The 18,924-nt window shown below is 33.1% G+C and carries 15 protein-coding genes; 3 read left to right on the top strand and 12 right to left on the bottom strand.

Annotated elements, in window-relative coordinates:
* Positions 1-291 precede the first annotated feature (291 nt).
* Positions 292-789 carry a DinB family protein gene (locus tag BED47_RS06385; protein WP_069032944.1) on the top strand — a complete coding sequence of 166 codons (498 nt, stop codon included), beginning with the start codon at positions 292-294 and terminating at the stop codon, positions 787-789.
* A gap of 167 nt (positions 790-956) precedes the next feature.
* Here the strand turns inward: BED47_RS06385 and BED47_RS06380 are convergent, their stop codons facing one another.
* From BED47_RS06380 to BED47_RS06345, 8 genes are all read right to left on the bottom strand, one after another.
* Positions 957-1,193 carry a hypothetical protein gene (locus BED47_RS06380; RefSeq protein WP_069032943.1) on the bottom strand — a complete coding sequence of 79 codons (237 nt, stop codon included), beginning with the start codon at positions 1,191-1,193 and terminating at the stop codon, positions 957-959.
* Positions 1,194-1,433: 240 nt separating this feature from the next.
* Positions 1,434-2,009 (bottom strand): competence protein ComK, encoded by a 576-nt coding sequence (locus BED47_RS06375; RefSeq protein ID WP_069032942.1) that lies wholly within the window; start codon positions 2,007-2,009, stop codon positions 1,434-1,436.
* Positions 2,010-2,301: 292 nt separating this feature from the next.
* Positions 2,302-3,591: an isocitrate lyase gene (gene aceA / locus BED47_RS06370; protein WP_069032941.1), complete on the bottom strand. Its 1,290-nt coding sequence runs from the start codon at positions 3,589-3,591 to the stop codon at positions 2,302-2,304.
* An 18-nt stretch (positions 3,592-3,609) separates the two neighbouring features.
* The gene (aceB, locus tag BED47_RS06365; RefSeq protein WP_069032940.1) at positions 3,610-5,196 is read right to left on the bottom strand and encodes a malate synthase A; all 1,587 of its coding nucleotides are present in this window, start codon (positions 5,194-5,196) and stop codon (positions 3,610-3,612) included.
* A 414-nt stretch (positions 5,197-5,610) separates the two neighbouring features.
* Entirely contained in the window at positions 5,611-6,888 is a 1,278-nt protein-coding gene (locus tag BED47_RS06360) for a M48 family metallopeptidase (RefSeq protein WP_069032939.1), read from the bottom strand.
* A gap of 543 nt (positions 6,889-7,431) precedes the next feature.
* Positions 7,432-8,964: a fatty acid--CoA ligase family protein gene (locus tag BED47_RS06355; protein ID WP_069032938.1), complete on the bottom strand. Its 1,533-nt coding sequence runs from the start codon at positions 8,962-8,964 to the stop codon at positions 7,432-7,434.
* Positions 8,965-9,112: 148 nt separating this feature from the next.
* Entirely contained in the window at positions 9,113-10,102 is a 990-nt protein-coding gene (locus tag BED47_RS06350) for a lipoate--protein ligase (RefSeq protein ID WP_069032937.1), read from the bottom strand.
* 13 nt (positions 10,103-10,115) lie between these two features.
* Positions 10,116-10,847 (bottom strand): MBL fold metallo-hydrolase, encoded by a 732-nt coding sequence (locus tag BED47_RS06345; protein ID WP_069032936.1) that lies wholly within the window; start codon positions 10,845-10,847, stop codon positions 10,116-10,118.
* A 180-nt stretch (positions 10,848-11,027) separates the two neighbouring features.
* Between BED47_RS06345 and yhfH the strand changes: the two genes are divergently transcribed.
* Positions 11,028-11,159: a protein YhfH gene (gene yhfH, locus BED47_RS23130; protein ID WP_084006798.1), complete on the top strand. Its 132-nt coding sequence runs from the start codon at positions 11,028-11,030 to the stop codon at positions 11,157-11,159.
* A 142-nt stretch (positions 11,160-11,301) separates the two neighbouring features.
* On the opposite strand, the gene hemY is transcribed toward yhfH, so the two are convergent.
* The 4 genes from hemY to BED47_RS06325 all read right to left on the bottom strand — a co-directional run bounded on the left by hemY (position 11,302) and on the right by BED47_RS06325 (position 17,289).
* Positions 11,302-12,723, bottom strand: a complete 1,422-nt coding sequence (hemY, locus tag BED47_RS06340) for a protoporphyrinogen oxidase (RefSeq protein ID WP_069032935.1) — start codon at positions 12,721-12,723, stop codon at positions 11,302-11,304.
* Positions 12,724-12,750: 27 nt separating this feature from the next.
* Entirely contained in the window at positions 12,751-13,683 is a 933-nt protein-coding gene (gene hemH / locus BED47_RS06335) for a ferrochelatase (protein WP_069032934.1), read from the bottom strand.
* 23 nt (positions 13,684-13,706) lie between these two features.
* Entirely contained in the window at positions 13,707-14,750 is a 1,044-nt protein-coding gene (gene hemE / locus BED47_RS06330) for a uroporphyrinogen decarboxylase (RefSeq protein ID WP_069032933.1), read from the bottom strand.
* 403 nt (positions 14,751-15,153) lie between these two features.
* On the bottom strand, positions 15,154-17,289 hold the full coding sequence (locus BED47_RS06325) for a transglycosylase domain-containing protein (protein ID WP_069032932.1): 2,136 nt from the start codon (positions 17,287-17,289) through the stop codon (positions 15,154-15,156).
* 197 nt (positions 17,290-17,486) lie between these two features.
* Between BED47_RS06325 and BED47_RS06320 the strand changes: the two genes are divergently transcribed.
* Entirely contained in the window at positions 17,487-18,686 is a 1,200-nt protein-coding gene (locus BED47_RS06320; protein ID WP_098948699.1) for a M20 family metallopeptidase, read from the top strand.
* Positions 18,687-18,924: the final 238 nt, after the last annotated feature.

Raw genomic sequence — 18,924 nt, 5'->3', positions numbered from 1 at the left:
AATCAGAGTACAAGTCTCTTAACTGGCTTTTTATATTGGATTATTTGGCAGAGTAGTTAAAGAAGAAGTAAGAGCTTTTAATCATTCATTTATCTATTGACTTAGAGTTTACTCTAATCAGTATAATTAAAAAAAATGAAGATGTACTGTAATCAGTTAAAGATTGGTTGCTTTATCTTCAAATGATTTAGATGAAAAATTAGAGTTGACTAATGTGAACAGTGATTTTTTCGATAATAGAAAGTAAAAAAAATTCAGTGAATTTGAACTAGAATGTTGGGAGTCGGTTTTATGGAGCAATCAAATAAAGCGTTTAGTGACACATTAATAAAATCATTAAGAGGAGAACGTGGTCATCTTCCTATCAAGAATGCTTTGTTGGATATAAACATGGATCTTGCAGGGAAAAGAATAGAAGAGTTACCTTATACTATTTATCAATTAGTCAAACACATGACATACTGGCAAGAATTTCTCTTATTATTCGCACAAGGGGAGAAACCAGAATTACCTTCCGATGTAAAAGAAAGCTGGCCTATTGAAGAGGGGCCAAGTAATGAGGAAGAGTGGAAACAAGTTATTCAGCATTTTCTTCAAGGGATAGAACAGGCATGTTCGATTGCCCAAACTGTTCAATTAGACAAATCATTGGAGAAATGGCCAGGCGAATCACCAGGTGGTGTACTACGCAATATTGCATCTCACAACTCCTATCATTTAGGTGAAATCGTACTAATACGCAGATTATTTAGCGCTTGGCCACCACCAACCGGAGGATATCCATCCTAAACTTTGGATCAATAGTAATTTCATAACACATGGGAGTCAATGAGGCTCCTATTTTTCCTGTTTGCCCTTTTTTGAATAAGAAGTGATATAAGTGTTTATAGAAATTTAATTAAAAGTAGTAGAAATTCTTATATAACTAATGAATCGTTAGTTGAATAAACAATCCATTACGAAAAAATAAAATAACAAATACAAAATATGCATAATCCCAAGAAAAGAAGCATAATAAATAGCTTTTTTAAATACCAAGGTAAGAAATCAATGATATTTAATAATATATCTCCTAAAACATCTGAAGTGCCTACATCGATACTTTCATTTTGATAAAACTCTTTATTTTTAAATGAAAAAAATATCAAACCAAAAAATGAAAAAACAGCAAAAATATACATAAAAATAGTCATGTTGACTCCTCTATGATTCCCTCTTTTTCACATTATTTTATCATATTTATTCAACTAAACTGCCAGCTAGTTGAATAAGAAATCAACAATCTACTTTAAAAGCTCCTTCTAATTAAGAATCAAAAGGACTAAATTTCTGAACTTCTCAATAATCTTTTCTTCTACATATTTTACAAATAATCCCCATAAAAAAACTACTTTACTAAAATGTTAAGTAGTCAAAATTTTAATCTTTCATTTTTATTTTTGGTGTATTGAAATTCCTTTTATATAGGAGGTAATTTCGTTATCAGGGATTAATTTATAAGATTTCTGTTGGGTATTTTCAGGATTTAGTCGGTCTTCATAAATAGCTCTTAAATGTGCAGTTCGGTATAATTGGTTTTCAAATGAACCACGAGATATTTCTAATGGAAGTTCAACACCATTGAAAAATTCAACGACTGAACGATTGTATTTACCGCCTCTGAAATTAGCAACATGATTGTAGGAGATCCAAGAACATTCTACTTTTAAAGAAGATGAAGTGGGGAAAAAGAAAATTTGATTCATTGAGCTGATTGCTATTGGTGGTTTATGAGTGATGGAAATCATTTGTTTCGTTCCTTCACGCCTACCCCGGTAACTACTTCCGAAGTAAGCACAGCTTCTTTCAATAATTTCAATCGGTTTCATTAAAACATAAAAATTATCATCTGTTTCGTATACCTTTGAAATCACAACTAAATCGACCGTAAATTCCGGAATGATTGCCATTGTTGACTTATTAATCTCGTACTCATTTAATACTTTAACTTGTCCTTTCACATGATTCATCTTTACAACTCCTTCTGTTATTAGTATTGAAATGTTAAATTTTGTTGGCTTCAAGAATATTTTTTAAAGTTAATTTAAGACCAACAATTAAGTTTAACAACATCAGATAAAGAAATTTTTAACATGAAGTATAGTAGCAACATTGATGTTAGAGAAATAATATCATAAATCTTTATTTGTAAAATCATTTTTTAAATACTTTAACAAAAGTGTCATTGTTTACTAAATTTTAGGATAAAAGCCAATAGAAAAACCACCTTTCTCACAAGTGAAAAAAGTGGTTTTTTACTAATTAATTAGATGAAAATTGTTGTTCTTCAGTAGAGCCTTTAAGAGCTGTTGTTGAAGAAGTTCCTCCAGTAATAATTTGAGCTACTTGATCAAAATATCCTGTTCCAACTTCGCGTTGATGTCTTGTTGCAGTGTATCCAAATTGTTCACTTGCAAATTCAGCTTGTTGAAGTTCTGAATATGCTCCCATTCCACGATCTTTGTAATTTCTAGCTAATTCAAACATGCCAAAGTTTAATGAGTGGAAACCAGCAAGGGTAACGAATTGGAATTTATAACCCATTGCTGCAATTTGTTGTTGGAATGTCTCGATTGTTTCGTCATCTAGTTTCTTCTTCCAGTTAAATGAAGGTGAACAGTTATAAGCTAGTAATTTACCTGGGAATTTAGCATGAATAGCGTCTGCAAAACGTTTTGCATCTTCTAGGTTTGGCTCTGACGTCTCACACCAAACTAAGTCTGCATACGGTGCATAAGCAAGACCACGAGCAATTGCTTGATCTAACCCCGCTTTCGTACGATAAAAACCTTCAGGTGTTCTTTCACCTGTAATAAATTGTTTGTCGACTGGATCAATATCACTTGTAATTAAATCTGCTGCATCTGCATCAGTTCGTGCAACAATAAGTGTAGGGACTCCCATTACATCCGCTGCTAAACGCGCAGAGATTAAGTTACGAACCGCCGTTTGTGTTGGTAATAATACTTTCCCACCTAAATGGCCACATTTTTTCTCCGAAGACAATTGATCTTCAAAATGTACACCTGCCGCTCCCGCTTCGATCATACTTTTCATTAGTTCAAATACATTTAATTGCCCACCGAAGCCAGCCTCTGCATCTGCCATAATCGGAGCGAAGTAGTCGATTTCTTCTCCACCTTCAACATATTGAATTTGATCTGCACGTTGGAAAGCCTGATTAATTCGTTTTACAACTGCTGGTACAGAATTTGCCGGATATAAGCTTTGATCTGGATACATTTGACCGGAAAGATTCGCATCAGCAGCTACTTGCCAACCACTTAAATAAATAGCCTTCAAACCTGCTTTTACTTGTTGGATTGCTTGATTTCCAGTTAATGCTCCAAGTGCATTAACATAACTTTCTTCATTTAAAAGCTTCCATAATTTTTCCGCGCCTTTTTTTGCCAGTGTTTGTTCAATATCGATTGATCCTCTTAATTTAATTACATCTTCAGCAGTGTATGTTCTTGTAATGCCATTCCATCTAGAATCAAGCTCCCAGCTTTCTTGTAATTCAGCAATACGCTTTTCACGATTTTTCGTCATATTCAATTCCTCCTAATTTTATAAAAAGTTATATCCTTTTAAAGTCAGAAAGTCAGCAAATTCATCGTTGCTAATTAACTCATCAAATAATTCAATTGCTTCATTAAATCGTTTTGCTTCAAATTGTTCTTTCCCAATTTCTAGTTGAAGCTTCATCATTTCTTCATTTTTTAATGAATCCACTAACTGTAAAGTAATGTTTGTACCATCCTCTAATACACCTTTTTCATGACGCACCCATTGCCAAATTTGCGCACGCGAAATTTCAGCAGTCGCAGCATCCTCCATTAAATTGTATAGCGGCACCGCACCTCGACCACTTATCCATGCTTCAATATATTGAATCGCAACTGTTATATTTGTTCTGAGACCTTGTTCAGTAATAACCCCACTAGGAATCTCTAAAAGATCGGCCTCCGTTACATTAACATCCTCACGTTTTCTATGAATCTGGTTTGGTGTAGGCATATATCGATTAAACTGTTCAAGAGCTACAGCTACTAAACCAGGATGAGCTACCCAAGTACCATCGTGTCCATCCTTTGCTTCACGCTCTTTATCTTTTCTTACCTTCTCAAACGCAACATCATTTCGCTCTTTATCATCTTTAATTGGAATTTGAGCTGCCATTCCTCCAATTGCTGGAGCATTTCTACGATGACAAGTTTGAATAACTTTTTGAGAATATGAACGCATAAAAGGTACTTCCATCGTCACAACAGATCGATCAGGTAAAATAATTGATTTGTCGTATCGCATCATTTTGATAAAGCTAAAAATATAATCCCATCTGCCGCAATTAAATCCTGCTGAATGATCCTTTAATTCATAAAGTATTTCATCCATTTCAAATGAAGCAGCAATTGTTTCGATTAATACAGTTGCTTTAATCGTTCCAACAGGTATATTCAATTCATTTTGAGCAAATAAAAAAACATCATTCCATAGTCTTGCTTCCAAATAACTTTCCATTTTTGGTAAATAAAAATAAGGTCCTGAGCCGTTTTCTATTGCTTGTTTCGCATTATGAAAGAAATAAAGTCCAAAATCTACTAAGCTACCAGACATATTTTCACCATTTACAGTGATATGTTTTTCTTCTAAATGCCAGCCTCTTGGTCGTACTAATAGTACAGCTGGCTTCTCTTTTAACTTATATGTTTTTCCATTTGAATGAAGTGAAATTGTTCGGTTCACAGCATCTCTTAAATTAACCTGACCTGAAATGATATTTTCCCAAGTTGGAGAAGTAGCATCTTCAAAATCAGCCATGAAAACAAACGCATCAGAATTCAATGCATTAATAATCATTTTTCGATCAACTGGTCCTGTTATCTCTACTCTTCGATCTTGTAAATCCGTTGGAATAGGTGCAATTGTCCATTCACTTTCACGAATGTGTTTTGTCTCTTTTAAAAATTGGAGCTTACCCCCATTTTGTAAAAAACTCATTCTTTCTTTTCTGTTTAATAACAGCTGTTGTCTACGTTGATCAAATTTCAGATGTAATTGCTCTAAAAAACTTAATGCTTCGGTCGTAAGAATGTCAGTTGAACCCTCTACATGATTACCTAAAACTTTGATTTTTGAAAGTTCAGTTGTCATATGATCCCTCCATTCAGTTATATAACAGATATTGTTTACTTATGTTATTATATAACAGTATATTCGGATTTGATATTAAATTCTGAAAATATTTCCAAAAGAATTTTCGACAGCTCAACTATTTAAATAATGGATGTTTATATCAATTATTTAAAAAAACACCCCTTAAGGATGTTTTTAGACGAGTGTCTATCTTATCTCGGTAATCCACTGATACCCAAATTATTTTATTTAAATCGAGAGGTCCCACCCATTGTCTTTAATAAAGTTTAGTAAAAGTATAATAAATGAATATGACACATTTATAGTAGTTGATCCTATTTATAATTAAGACAAATGAAGGGCTTTTCTATAATACAAAAAAAGCTTGTAGATATTGGTACAATACCAATCAATCTACAAGCTAATTTTAATCTATTTATTATTGTTTCTTTTTTCAGCAGCTTCTAAATACTGCATTCTTTCCAACATTGTCGGATGATCATATCTAAACAATTTCACTAAAAATGGTGGATTTACTTGAGACAAACTGTTTTTGGATAACTTTTGAAACGCTATAATCCCTGCCTCTGGATCATGTGTTAGCTTAACTGCATATAAATCTGCTCTTTTCTCGGCACTTCTAGAAAATGCATTTGATATCGGATCAGAAATAAAGCTTACAATTCCACTAATGATTAAAAATAAGGTTAGGATGACCGCCATTTTTTCGTTTGAATGACTGCTCCTACTCTTTGATAGTACATACTTCATCAATAAATGAATGATATATAGACCGACTAAACTACCTGCTAATATACCAAACATTGATTTATAGATGTCTTTATGGACGTAATGTGACATTTCATGCGCCATGATGAACATAATTTCATCTTCAGTAAGCCCTTTGAGAGTTGTATCCCATAATACAATCCTAGCGTTTTTACCTATACCAGTAACATATGCATTATATGTAGTTGTCTTAGTGGACATATTTACTTCATATACCCGATGTGCAGGAATATTTGCTTCTTTAGCAAGGGTAATAATTTTCTTTTCTAAATTTTTATCTTTTAGTGGATAAAAATCATTATATAAGGGATCAATTACTACAGGCTGAATAAACGTTAAGAAAATCGTAAAAGGAATACTTAATAGCCATGCAGTTAGCCACCATTTCTTTGGTTGTTTTTTGATTAATAAATATACAACATACATTACAAAAAACATCATTGCAAAATTTATCCAAAAACTAATCATTTCATCCTTCATCCACGCATTAAATGATTGAACAGATAATCCGTATTTCGTCGATAATTTAAAACGATATAAATCAATTGGAAATGAAACGATATATGTAGCGACCGATACAAAGAAGAAATATAAAAAAACTTGTATAAACTTAAATCTAGTCAATTTAGATAATGAGTCACCTAATCTTTCAATTGATCCACTTAATAATAAAAGTGATAATACAATCCAATCAATCGGTAAGCTAATAAAGTAAAGTACATTTTTTAAAGTGCTATAACTAGAGCTTAAATTAGCTTCCTTATGATTCATGAATGTATGTGGATCAACGAATGTTCCTTTATATTTTGAAGGTAGGTCAGAAGTCGTAAAAACATAAAAGTATAACAGGACTAAAATGATATAAATGAGATAACCTAGACAGATGAATTTTGTTAATTTAGATTTAGTTGCTTTTTTCATAAAATCTCCCCCCATTCTATATTATCAACTTTGTCCAATTTTTTAGAACTTCAACCTATTATATTTTTTAAATACTTCTTTCTCTTATGCTCTATTAAATTAAAGATGTGTCCTTTATCAGACGTACAAAGATTCGTCCAGTTCTTGGGTGAAAGTTTGAGTTATATTCTTTCAGAGTTAGGTGATGAATAGTCCTGTATCAATTCATTTAATTTTAGAAGAATTATTGCTATTTGCTAGATTTTCATTTGAAAGGATCAACTTATGTCCCATTTTTAATGTGTAATAGCTTTACTGGTATGGGTTATCGTTTATCTTAATTGCGGTTTTCTTGATTTTAATTGCTGTTTTGACAATTTTTATTGCAGATTTACTATTTTTATTTGCAGTTTTAATAATTTTATTTGCAGATTTCCTATTTTTATTTGCAGTTGCCTTTTATTTGCAGTATTTACTTGTTTATTTGCAATTTAGATTTTATATACTAATTTCCAATGCAAAAAGAGAGAGCATCAAAAAGAGCTCTCTCCTCTATAACACGATTTATTGTCTAACGGAATCTTTCAATGCTCTTCTAAGTATTTTACCAGTTGCATTTTTTGGTAGCTCTGGAATGAACTCTATTGATCTTGGTACTTTATATTTTGCTAAGTGCGCCTTGCAGTACTCTGCCAAGGTTTCCACACTTAATGATGGATTTTTTGAAACAACATAGGCTTTTACACTTTCTCCAAAATTATCGTCTGGTAGCCCAATCACCGCACATTCAACAACATCTGGATGATTGTAAATTACCTCTTCGACCTCACGAGGGTATACATTATAGCCACCAACAAGAATCAATTCTTTTTTTCGATCGACGATATAGAAATAACCATCTTCGTCAATTCTTGCTAGGTCACCAGTATATAACCAGCCATCTCGAATGGTCATTGCCGTTTCTTCTGGCATATTATAATAGCCTTTCATTATATTTGGTCCGCGGACGATTAATTCACCCACTTCACCAACTGCTACTTCTTCACCAAGAGCATTTACAACTTTATTTTCTACATTGCTAATATTTGTCCCAATTGATCCTGCTTTTCTAGGACGGTCTAATGGATTAAACGTCGTAACAGGTGAGGCTTCTGATAATCCATAACCTTCAGAAATAATAACTTTAAATTTCTTCTCAAAATTCTCTAATAATGCAACCGGTAAAGATGAACCACCTGAAACGCATAGTCGGATTGACTCAAAGTCTTCTGTCTTTCCATCAGGGAATTGATATAAGAAATTATACATTGTCGGCACACCTGCAAATACAGTTGCTTTGTATGTACGAATAATATCAAATATTTCTTTTGGGCTAAATTTAGGCACTAAAATAACAGTAGCTCCATACATTAAAGGCGCGTTTAAAGCTACAGTTAAACAAAATACATGGAAAGCAGGTAAAGTTGCAATAACCTTTTCTGTATTTGAAAAACTTAAGAAGTGTCCAGCATCCATAGCATTCGAATATAAGTTTTTATGCGTTAACATAGCTCCTTTTGGTTTTCCTGTTGTACCAGAAGTATATAAAATGACTGCTAAATCATCTTCATGTAATTCAGGTCCTTTGAAGTCTATATCTCCAAGTCCAACTACATTTGTAAACGATTTCAATTTATTGTTCTCAAATTCATAAGGATTTTCTTGTTTTGTTTCACAAATAATGAAGTGATCGATATTAGGAAGAATCGGTGAAGCTTTATCTACTAGTGGAAGAAATAAGTCTAAGGTGATAACTGCTTTTGCGTCGCCGTTTGTTAATATGTATACTAATTCATCTGGTGCATATAGAGGATTGACCGGTATTACAGCCGCTCCAACCTTCAGGGCACCATATAGTGCTATAATAAAATGAGGAGAATTACCAACAACTAGAGCTACTTTATCTCCTTTTTCAATCCCTAATTTTGAGAGGCCACTCGCAAATTTTGTAATATAAGTCTCAAGTCTTGAGTATGAAAATGTCTGCCCTTCAAAGATAATAGCAGAATGTTCAGGATGCCTTAAAGCTGATTGTGACAGTGTTTCAACTAAATTCAATAAAAACTACCCCCTTTAAATATAAAAATTTAAAATATTCTAAATATATTATATTGCTAGAATACAATTCTGACAAGTGAGAAAACTAGCACTTTTTAGACTTCTAATTTTTTAACAAACAAAAAAAGAGTAGTTCCCTACTCCTTTTTTAAAATAATAAACTCATAAATTCTTCTTTCGTTACATTACCAAAGTAATGGGTAAAATTCACTTCATTTAGTTTATTTTCAATCTCTTGTTGATCAAATTTACTACCAATCAGAAGCTGTTCTATATCAGACACATCCCCTACCCCAAAGAAATCACCATAAATTTTAACGTTCTCAATGATTCCTTTGTTTACATCTAGACGAATGTCAATTGAACCAGCTGTAAATCTTTTACTTTGTTGAATATTGCATTTAGGAGATTTCCCAAAATTCCAATCCCAATTTCGGTATCTACTTTCAGCAAGTTCTTTAATATTTTTTAAATCCTCATCTGTCCATTCATATCGTTCTATTTTTCCATGTTCTTTAAAAATAGATTGCAAAATTAAATCTTTAAATTCTAGGATTGTTAAATCGTCTTTTAAAAATTCCTTAATGTTTGCCACTCTACTTCGGACTGATTTAATTCCTTTAGATTGGATTTTTTCTAGCTTTACGTTTAATGCATTGACAACTTCATCTATATCACTATCAAACAATAATGTACCGTGGCTAAACATTCTACCTTTAGTAGAAAATTGTGCATTACCTGAGATTTTCCTACCTTCTGCTAATATATCATTTCTTCCACTAAGTTCAGCATTCACACCGAGTTCCTTTAATGCCTCGATTACCGGCTCAGTAAACTTTCTAAAATTATGAAAGCTGTCACCATCATCTTTTGTAATAAAACTAAAGTTAAGATTTCCTAAATCATGATATACCGCTCCACCACCAGATAATCTACGTACTACATGAATATTATGTTCATTTACATATGAGGCATTAATCTCCTCGGCTGTATTTTGATTTTTACCAATAATGATTGATGGCTCATTAATATAAAATAAAAAGTATGTATTTTCAGGATCTAGGCTTTTTAGTGCATATTCTTCCATCGCTAAATTTAATGTTGGATCCGTTATTCCCCTATTATCTAAAAATTGCATGTGTATCCTCCTATCATTTCGATTTCCATTCAAATCCTGTATAAGCTAAATGAACAAGTCCATTATAATACTTTTGGGCCTCACTTATTAAATCTTTTGTATTTCCGCTATGAGGAAGATGTGATAATAATAATTCTTTTACGTTCGCCTCACTTGCAATTGTTGCAGCATCTTTGCTACTCATATGGCCCACTTTGGCTCCATCTTGATTTTCAAACAGATTACAATCACTTATAAGCAAATCCGCGTTGGAAGAAAACGGTATGAAGTCTTCTGTAAAGCTTGAATCAGCTGTATAGACTACTGAGTGAGTTGCTGTTTCAATTCGCATGGCAAAACAATCTACGGGATGAACTGTCTTAATAAATCGAATCGTAAATGGACCTAGGTCGAGAGCTTCATTTGGATGATATTCATATCCTTTTGTTGCTTCTTTATATGTTAACGAATTAAATTTTACATTATCAAAGTTATGTCCGTATATAGGTAAAGCAAACTTATCCTTTCCAGCATTTACAAGTTTGAAGTATTGTAGTACTCCTATATCTGCAATATGATCATGATGATAATGTGACAGGATTACAGCATTTAAGCTATTAGGATCTATGAAATTTTGTAATGTAGCTAATGCTCCTGAACCACAATCAACCAATAGATTAAAATTTTTGGATTTAAATAAATAACATGAAGTTGCTTCACCTTTACCTGGATAGCCGCCCCAATAACCAATAACGGTTACTTTCATAAAACAAACACACTCCTTTATACTTATTATTTCTATGAAAATTTAAATTTATAAGCTTGTCCATACTGTTTTAAAAAAATAGGCGTTTAGATTATTTTTTAAAAATTGTACTAATACAGATTGACACAAAATAAGTTGTAGTAATACAATACTAATAAGTTAACTAAAGGAGAGGGTAACATGCTTGTAAAAATGTCCGAATTTTTGAAACTATTACCAAAGAAATTATGTAAACACTGTAATTCGACGATTGAAGAACAACATGATTGCTATAGTAACACTTGTTCAAATTGCTTAAAAGATAGTTTTTAAGTGAAGTCTTTTAGGATCAGCAATTTTTCTTAACGAAATTATTAAACATAGTATTAGTACAGAAACATAATAAAAAGAGCAACCTAAAAGTATCGATCTACTTTTTTGGTTGCTCTATTCTTTACTAATTGTTTTAAAAGCCTTAATAGCTCCGAACAGCTTGTTCTTCATGTGAGAACAAGTATTCAATTGTATCTGAAACTGCTTTTTCACCTTGATCTATACAGTCTGGTAAGCCGGACCCATAAAATGAGCAACCGATTACCGATACACCAGGCATTTCTTTTTGTAAATATTGTTCCATATTTTTCGTACGCTCTTTATGATTAATCGTATATTGAGGCATAGCATCTTTCCATCTTGAAACAATATAAAACTCTGGTTTCTCAGTGATATCCATCGTTTTTCTTAAATCTTCTAAAACAATTTCAACAAGTTCTTCATCCGTCTTATCGACTATTTCCTTATTGTAAGGTCGTCCAACGTAACAACGTAATAGAACTTTACCTTTTGGACATGCATGTGCCCATTTTTTATGTGTCCAAGTACATGCTGTTATATTATAGTCATTATTACGTGAAACAACAAAGCCTGTACCATTTATATCCTTCTTAATTGCATGCTCTGGAAATGCAAGTGCAACATTCGCGACTGATGTAGAAGGAACTTTTTTGAAAGGCTCAAATACAGGTTTATTATTAAATAGTTGTGGAATGAAACGATGAGGTACAGTAACGATGATTGAATCTGATTCGATCTTTTCATTATTGCTAAGTAGTAACTCATATTTTTTTCCAATTTTATTTATATTAACTACTTGTACACCTTTTAAAACTTCCTCTTGATCTAACTCTTCTTCAATTCGTTCTACAATTGTTTGAAGACCTGTACTTACAGTCTGGAAAATTCCTTTTCTCGGACCTTTTGATTTCTTCACAGGCATCTCTTTTTTCATACCAAGAACAATACTTTGATGTTTTTGTTCAATTTGGAAGAATTGAGGGAACGTTGCCATTAAACTCATTTGGTCAATGTCGCCTGAATAAATACCTGATAAAAGGGGCTCAATTAGATTCTCAACTACTTCATTACCTAGTCTTCTTCTAAAAAATTTACCTAGTGACATATCCCCTTGGACATGCGTTTTTGGTAAAACAAAATCTAAACCTGCACGGATTTTTCCTGCTGGTGAAAATAGACCTGAAAAAATAAAAGGCTTGATTTGTGTAGGAATCCCCATGTTTGAACCTTCTGGCATACCATGTAATTTATTATGGGCTAATACATATGATTTTCCTGCAGAGTTAAAAACGATTTGATCTTGGATACCTAAGTTTTCAGCTAATCGATATGCACTCTTTTTCCTTGCCAAAAACGAGTCAGGGCCACGTTCTATTACGAATCCATCTTTTCGAATTGTTTGGATTTTTCCTCCAAGCCTTGATGAACCTTCAATTAATTGAATATCAATTGGAAGATTATTTTTTAATTTTTCTTGTTTTAAATAGTAGGCAGATGTCAATCCAGTAATACCGCCACCAATAATGACAACCTTCTTATTCACTTCTTTACCTCCTATTTCAAAACCATATTATTGTTCGTTTAATTTTCTTAATACAACCGTACTAAGTCCACTAATAAATAATGGGTCCGTATTAGGCATCGGTGGACGAACATATGCTTTTTGAATTTCATCCGTTACTTGTTTACATTCTATATCATTATCGTACAGTACTTCTAAATGCTCACTTACAAATCCTAATGGTAAGTAGACGTAAGTTTCAAAATCATAATTTTCATCTAACTCACGTGTTAAATCTTGTACATCAGGTCCAAGCCAAGGGTCTGGTGTGTTACCAGCACTTTGCCATCCTAGAAAATAATGACGAATATCAGACTGCTGAACGACTAACTCGGCAGTTTCCTTAAGTTGCTCTGGGTATGGATCACCATAAGTAAGAATTTTCTCAGGTAAACTATGCGCTGAAAAAATAAACGCCGTTTTCACACGTTGCTCTTCATTCATTGGTTCAAGAATTGCTTCTACTTCACGAACCCAATATTGAATAAATCGTTCTTCTTTATACCAGTCATCTACATGGATAATTGTTGGTCCGTCAATTTTTTCTGAATGATTTGTAGCACGTTCATTATATGACTTTACACTAAACGTAGAATAATGTGGTGCAAGTACGATACTAACCGCTTTTGTTATACCATCTTTTTTCATTTCATCTACTGCATCTTCAATGAATGGTTCAATATGCTTTAATCCAATGTACATTTTGAATTCTACTTTGTCTTGGATCTTATTTAAATCTTCTTCTAATGCTTTTGCTTGTTCAATTGTTATTTTTGCTAAAGGAGAGATACCTCCAATTGCACGATAACGTTCTGTCAGTTCTTCTAGCGCCTCTTGCGATGGCTTTCTACCTCTACGAATATCTGTATAATAACGCTCAATATCTGATTCTTTATATGGCGTGCCGTAAGCCATAACTAATAAACCGATTTTTTCTTTCATGTCATCACCATAGTCCTTTTATATTAAGCTTTAACCCTTGATGAATACTCATGTACAAAACTTGTTAATCGTTTAAGAGTATCAGGATTTACTTCAGGGAATACCCCATGACCTAAGTTGAAAATATGACCTGGATTTGCCATACCCTCATCTAATATTTCTTTCGCACGTTTCTCAATAACTTCCCATGGTGCTAATAAAAATGCAGGATCTAAATTACCTTGAAGTGTTTTCGTAATCCCTAATGAGCGAGCTTCAGAAATAGAAGTTCTCCAATCAAGACCAATTACATCTACAGGAAGTTCATTCCATTCATGAATTAAATGGCTTGCTCCAATTCCAAACATCGTTGTTGGAATATGGTCTGCTTTAAGTGCTGCAAAAATCTTTTCCATGCAAGGTTTAATATAAATGCGATAATCATTTGCATTCAAAGCACCAACCCATGAATCAAATAATTGAATTGCACTTGCCCCTGCTTTAACTTGTGCTTTTACGTACTTGATTGTCATGTCTGCTAAATGATCCATTAAAGCAAACCATGCTTCTGGCTCTGCGTACATAAATGATTTGGTTTTATTATAGTTTCTAGAAGGTCTACCTTCGATCATATAACTAGCAACTGTAAAAGGTGCACCTGCAAATCCAATTAATGGAACAGAAAGAACCTCTGTTGTTAATAATTTAATCGTTTCATAGATATATGGAAGTTGCTCTTCTGGATGAATATCAGTTAACTTTTTTACATCTGCTAATGAACGAATAGGATTGCTTATTACCGGTCCTACTCCTGATTGAATTTCTACGTCTACTCCAATTGCAGGAAGTGGAGACATAATATCTTTATATAAAATAGCTGCATCAACATTATATTGGTCTACTGGAAGCGCTGTTACGTAAGCGCATAATTCAGGTTGATGAGTAATTTCAAATAAAGAATATTTTTCTTTTATTTTTCGGTATTCTGGCTGAGAACGCCCTGCTTGTCTCATATACCAAACTGGTGTATGCGTTACTTCTTCTCCTCTAATCGCTTTAAGAAATGTATCGTTAAAATCTTTTTTCATCCTTCAAAGTCTCCCTTTCACTTTTCCAAACTCTACTATTAAATATACTGATTGAACCATTAATTGTATAGAAAACTCGAATTTTGACACATAATGTTCACTGATTTTACAATTTTTCTCAATTAATAGGCCTATTTTACTACCAGACTTTTCCCATTAAAAATTATATCAAAATATGTCTAAAATATCGAATTAATAATCTTTATTTATTAATACTTTTTATTAAATAAAGGAGTTTTATTATTCTTTTTTTAATGTTTGATTAATCGTTATCTAATCGTTCGAAATTCTTAATCTCTTTACTATTCTTTTTTAAGAGATACAGTTTTTACGCTCATAGTTTTAATAGGAAATAAAAAACTCCCCTTCAAATCATTTGATAAGAAGGAGAGCCTTAAAATGTCTATTCCTTATTTCTTATGTTGGGTTTGACAAGTTTAGACCTATCACCTTCTTCTTTTGTTTGAGGATTGTACGGTACTACATAATAAGAAGGGACATTAAATACATTTACAAAGGAATCTTTGTACTCATCTAAACCAGTAACAGTATCTATTAATTTCTCTTTGCCATTTTTCACTCGATAGATTCGATATTGTTGTCTGTGGTCAGTTGGTGCATTCCAATTAATGACGACAGTGAATAATCCAAATGGAGAAAATGATACTTTTGATTGAACATTTGAAATAGGCTCTAAATTTATCGGTGATTCTAGATCGTCTATATTTTTTGGCTTTTTAAATTTGGTAGATGGTTCTCTTCCTGCTTCACTTAAAATCTTTTTAAATAAAATGGTTGGATATGTACTACCATTTCTTAAAAAATGGTTTGAATCTGTCTTATCATATCCCATCCAAATTGCGCCTACAACGTCTGGTGTATAGCCTACAAACCATGCATCTTTGTTTCCATTTGTTTGGCCAGGTATATTTGTAGATCCTGTTTTACCAGCTAAATCGCCAGTAAAACTTCCTCTACTAGCAGTCCCTTCATTTACAACACCTTTAAGCATTTTTGTCATATACCAAGAGGTTTGTGATGAAAACACTTTATATTCCTTAATTTTCGCTTCGGCAACTAATTCATTGTTCCGATCATAAATTGCATTAATAACAAAAGGTTCTAATGCATCTCCATCATGATCAAAAGCACTATATGCTTTTACTAGCTCTAATGGTGTTAAACCAATCTTAAGTCCTCCTAGCGCCATACTTAAACCTTGATCGGGGATATTCAAATCCATTTTTTCTAGATACTCTTTTGCATTATCAATCCCAATATCATTTAATAACCAAACTGCCGGCACATTTGCTGACTGTATTAATGCATTAAACATCGAAATCGTTTTCGTATAAACGCCATTATAATTTTTCGGTTTATAGTCTCCTAACGCACTCTGTTCATTTGGTAATAAAGAATACGGATTGTAGTTTCCTGTTTCAAGCGCTGGCGAATAGACAAGTAAAGGCTTCATTGTTGAACCAGGTTGTCTTTTCACGTTAATACGATTTAAACCTTGAAAATAATAATTTCTGCCTCCAATTGCCGCCTCTACACCGCCTGTTTCAGAGTTTATTAATACGAATGCTCCTTCAGCATTTTGATCAGTTCCCGGAAAATAGTTTCCATTTTTAAAATATTTATAGGCGGTTAATTGTGTCTTTTTATGAATTGGTACAACAACTTTGTATCCACCATTTAAAAGTTGGTCATATGATATGCCATATTTCTCTTTTGCTTCTTTTATAACCATATCAATATATGTAGCGTATCCGTTTTCAAATTTTTGTTCTGTAATATGTAATACTGTTGGTTTGCTTTTGGCTTTCTGATACTCTGATTCAGTTATATAATGCGTATCTAGCATTTTATAAAGAACTAGATTCCTACGCTCTAAGGATCGCACTGGTTGTGTGACAGGATCATAATGTGATGGTGCTTTTAATAAGGCTGCTAACGAAGCACTTTCCTCAATAGATAAATTTTTAACATCTTTCCCGAAATAATATTTTGCCGCTCCGCCTATGCCATATACCCCGTGACCGAAATAAACCTGATTTAAATACATTTCTAGTATTTGATCTTTTGTATACTTTCTTTCTAGATTAATTGCTATAATTACTTCCTTTGTTTTTCTCATAAATGTTTTGTCGTTCGTCAAAAAAACATTCTTTGCAAGTTGTTGAGTAAGCGTACTCGCACCTTGTACTTTACTAAATGCTTTTATATCATTTACTATAGCCCGAAAGATCGATTGTGTATCAATTCCATGGTGCTTATAGAAACGTTCATCTTCAATTGAAACGACTGCTTGTTTAGTATAATCAGGTATATCATTAATTGAAACGATTTGATGATTTTCATTATATAGCTTTGATACAAAATTCCCCTCTAAATCTACCATTTCCGATGATGAATGGACGACTAACTTATCTTCATCTATCACATAATTACCTAAGAAAACGATTAGTAAAAATCCAACAAAGCTAATTAACAGGACACTTAACAGTCCTATTGCTAAATATCCCCATTTTTTCAATTATTTCACCTTCATTTCTCTTACCATATAACAAATAGTATATCCATTTATTCCCATGAATAAGTCATTATTTCCTTTTTTTCGATGTATATTTCCTTGGAAATACATTTTTCGTCATTTCTTAATTGAAGTTAATTTTGAAGGATATCAATTACATTTCTTGAATAGGTTATATAGATAGTAAGTAGGAGGGTGAAATAATGGCAGATTTATTTTCTTTATTAGATTCATATTATCCGGAAATGATATCTACACGTAGATACCTACATGAAAATCCTGAGCTTTCATTTAAAGAATACGAGACAGCAAAATTCATTCAAAACTTTTATCAACAATTAAATATTCCATTCAAATCAAATGTCGGTGGAAATGGTGTTGTTGCCACAATTAATGGTCGTAACCCTGGAAAAACAATCGCACTTCGAGCTGATTTTGACGCACTACCTATTCAAGATGAGAAAAATGTTCCTTATTCCTCAAAAGTGCCTGGCGTTATGCATGCATGTGGTCATGATGGTCACACTTCTACACTTTTATATTTAGCAAAGGCACTTCATGAGCAAAAAGATTCATGGGACGGTAAGGTCGTGTTACTTCACCAACATGCAGAGGAATATGCACCTGGTGGAGCAATTTCTATGATTGCTGATGGCTGTTTAGACGGTGTTGATGAGGTTTATGGAACCCATTTGTGGGCAATTGAAGAATTAGGTACAATTGGTTATCGTAAAGGACCAATCATGGCAGCAGCTGATCGCTTTTCAATCACAATCCAAGGTCAAGGCGGTCATGGTGCAGAACCCCATCGAACTAAGGACAGTATTGTAATTGCTAGTCAACTTGTTATGGCACTTCAACAAGTAGTTAGTCGAGAAACAAATCCAATTGACACTGTAGTGTTATCGATTGGAAGTTTCGAAGCTAAAAATGCTTTTAATGTAATCGCCGATCGAGCAACTTTAATAGGAACGGTTCGTACGTTCAAAAAGGAAACACAGGAAAAAGTAAAAAAACAAATAGCTAGAATCATTAAAGGGATTTGTCTAGCAAATGATGTTACATACGAATATAAGTACGATGATGGATATCCGCCAGTAGTAAATCATGAAAAAGAAACCGATTTATTAGTTAAAGTAGCCGAATCAATTGATGAAGTTAGTCTATTAAAAGAAATGGACCCTAAAATGGGCGGAGAAGATTTCGCATACTACTTACAAAAAGTACCAGGAACGTTCTTCTTCACAGGAGCTAAACCTCCTCATGTTACAGATGCATACCCTCATCACCATCCAAAATTTGATTTTGACGAAAAAGCAATGCTAATTGCAGCAAAAACACTAGGGTCTGTGACATTAGCTTCATTAAAACAATCACAAAAATTAGTTGAGCAAAAATAAAAAAAAGGAGAACTTTTTAGTTCTCCTTTTCACGCTGTTGAAAAACAACCTTGTCAATTAAATTATCAAATTTTCGTAAAAGGAGTAGAATGATGTTGATTTCCATTACAGGATGCTCGCTTTCCATGGGGCGAGATTCTTTAGCCTCCTCGGCAAGCCTGCGGGGTCTTTAGCCTTCCCGCTAATCCCATAGGAGTCGAGCACCCCTCCATTCCAATCAACTTTTTCATCAAAAAAA

Origin of the sequence: Gottfriedia luciferensis, from assembly GCF_001712755.1 — a bacterium.
GTDB lineage: Bacteria > Bacillota > Bacilli > Bacillales > Bacillaceae_G > Gottfriedia > Gottfriedia luciferensis_B.
The sequence above is the reverse complement of the archived record's forward strand: the minus strand, read 5'-3'. Positions and strand labels throughout refer to the sequence as shown.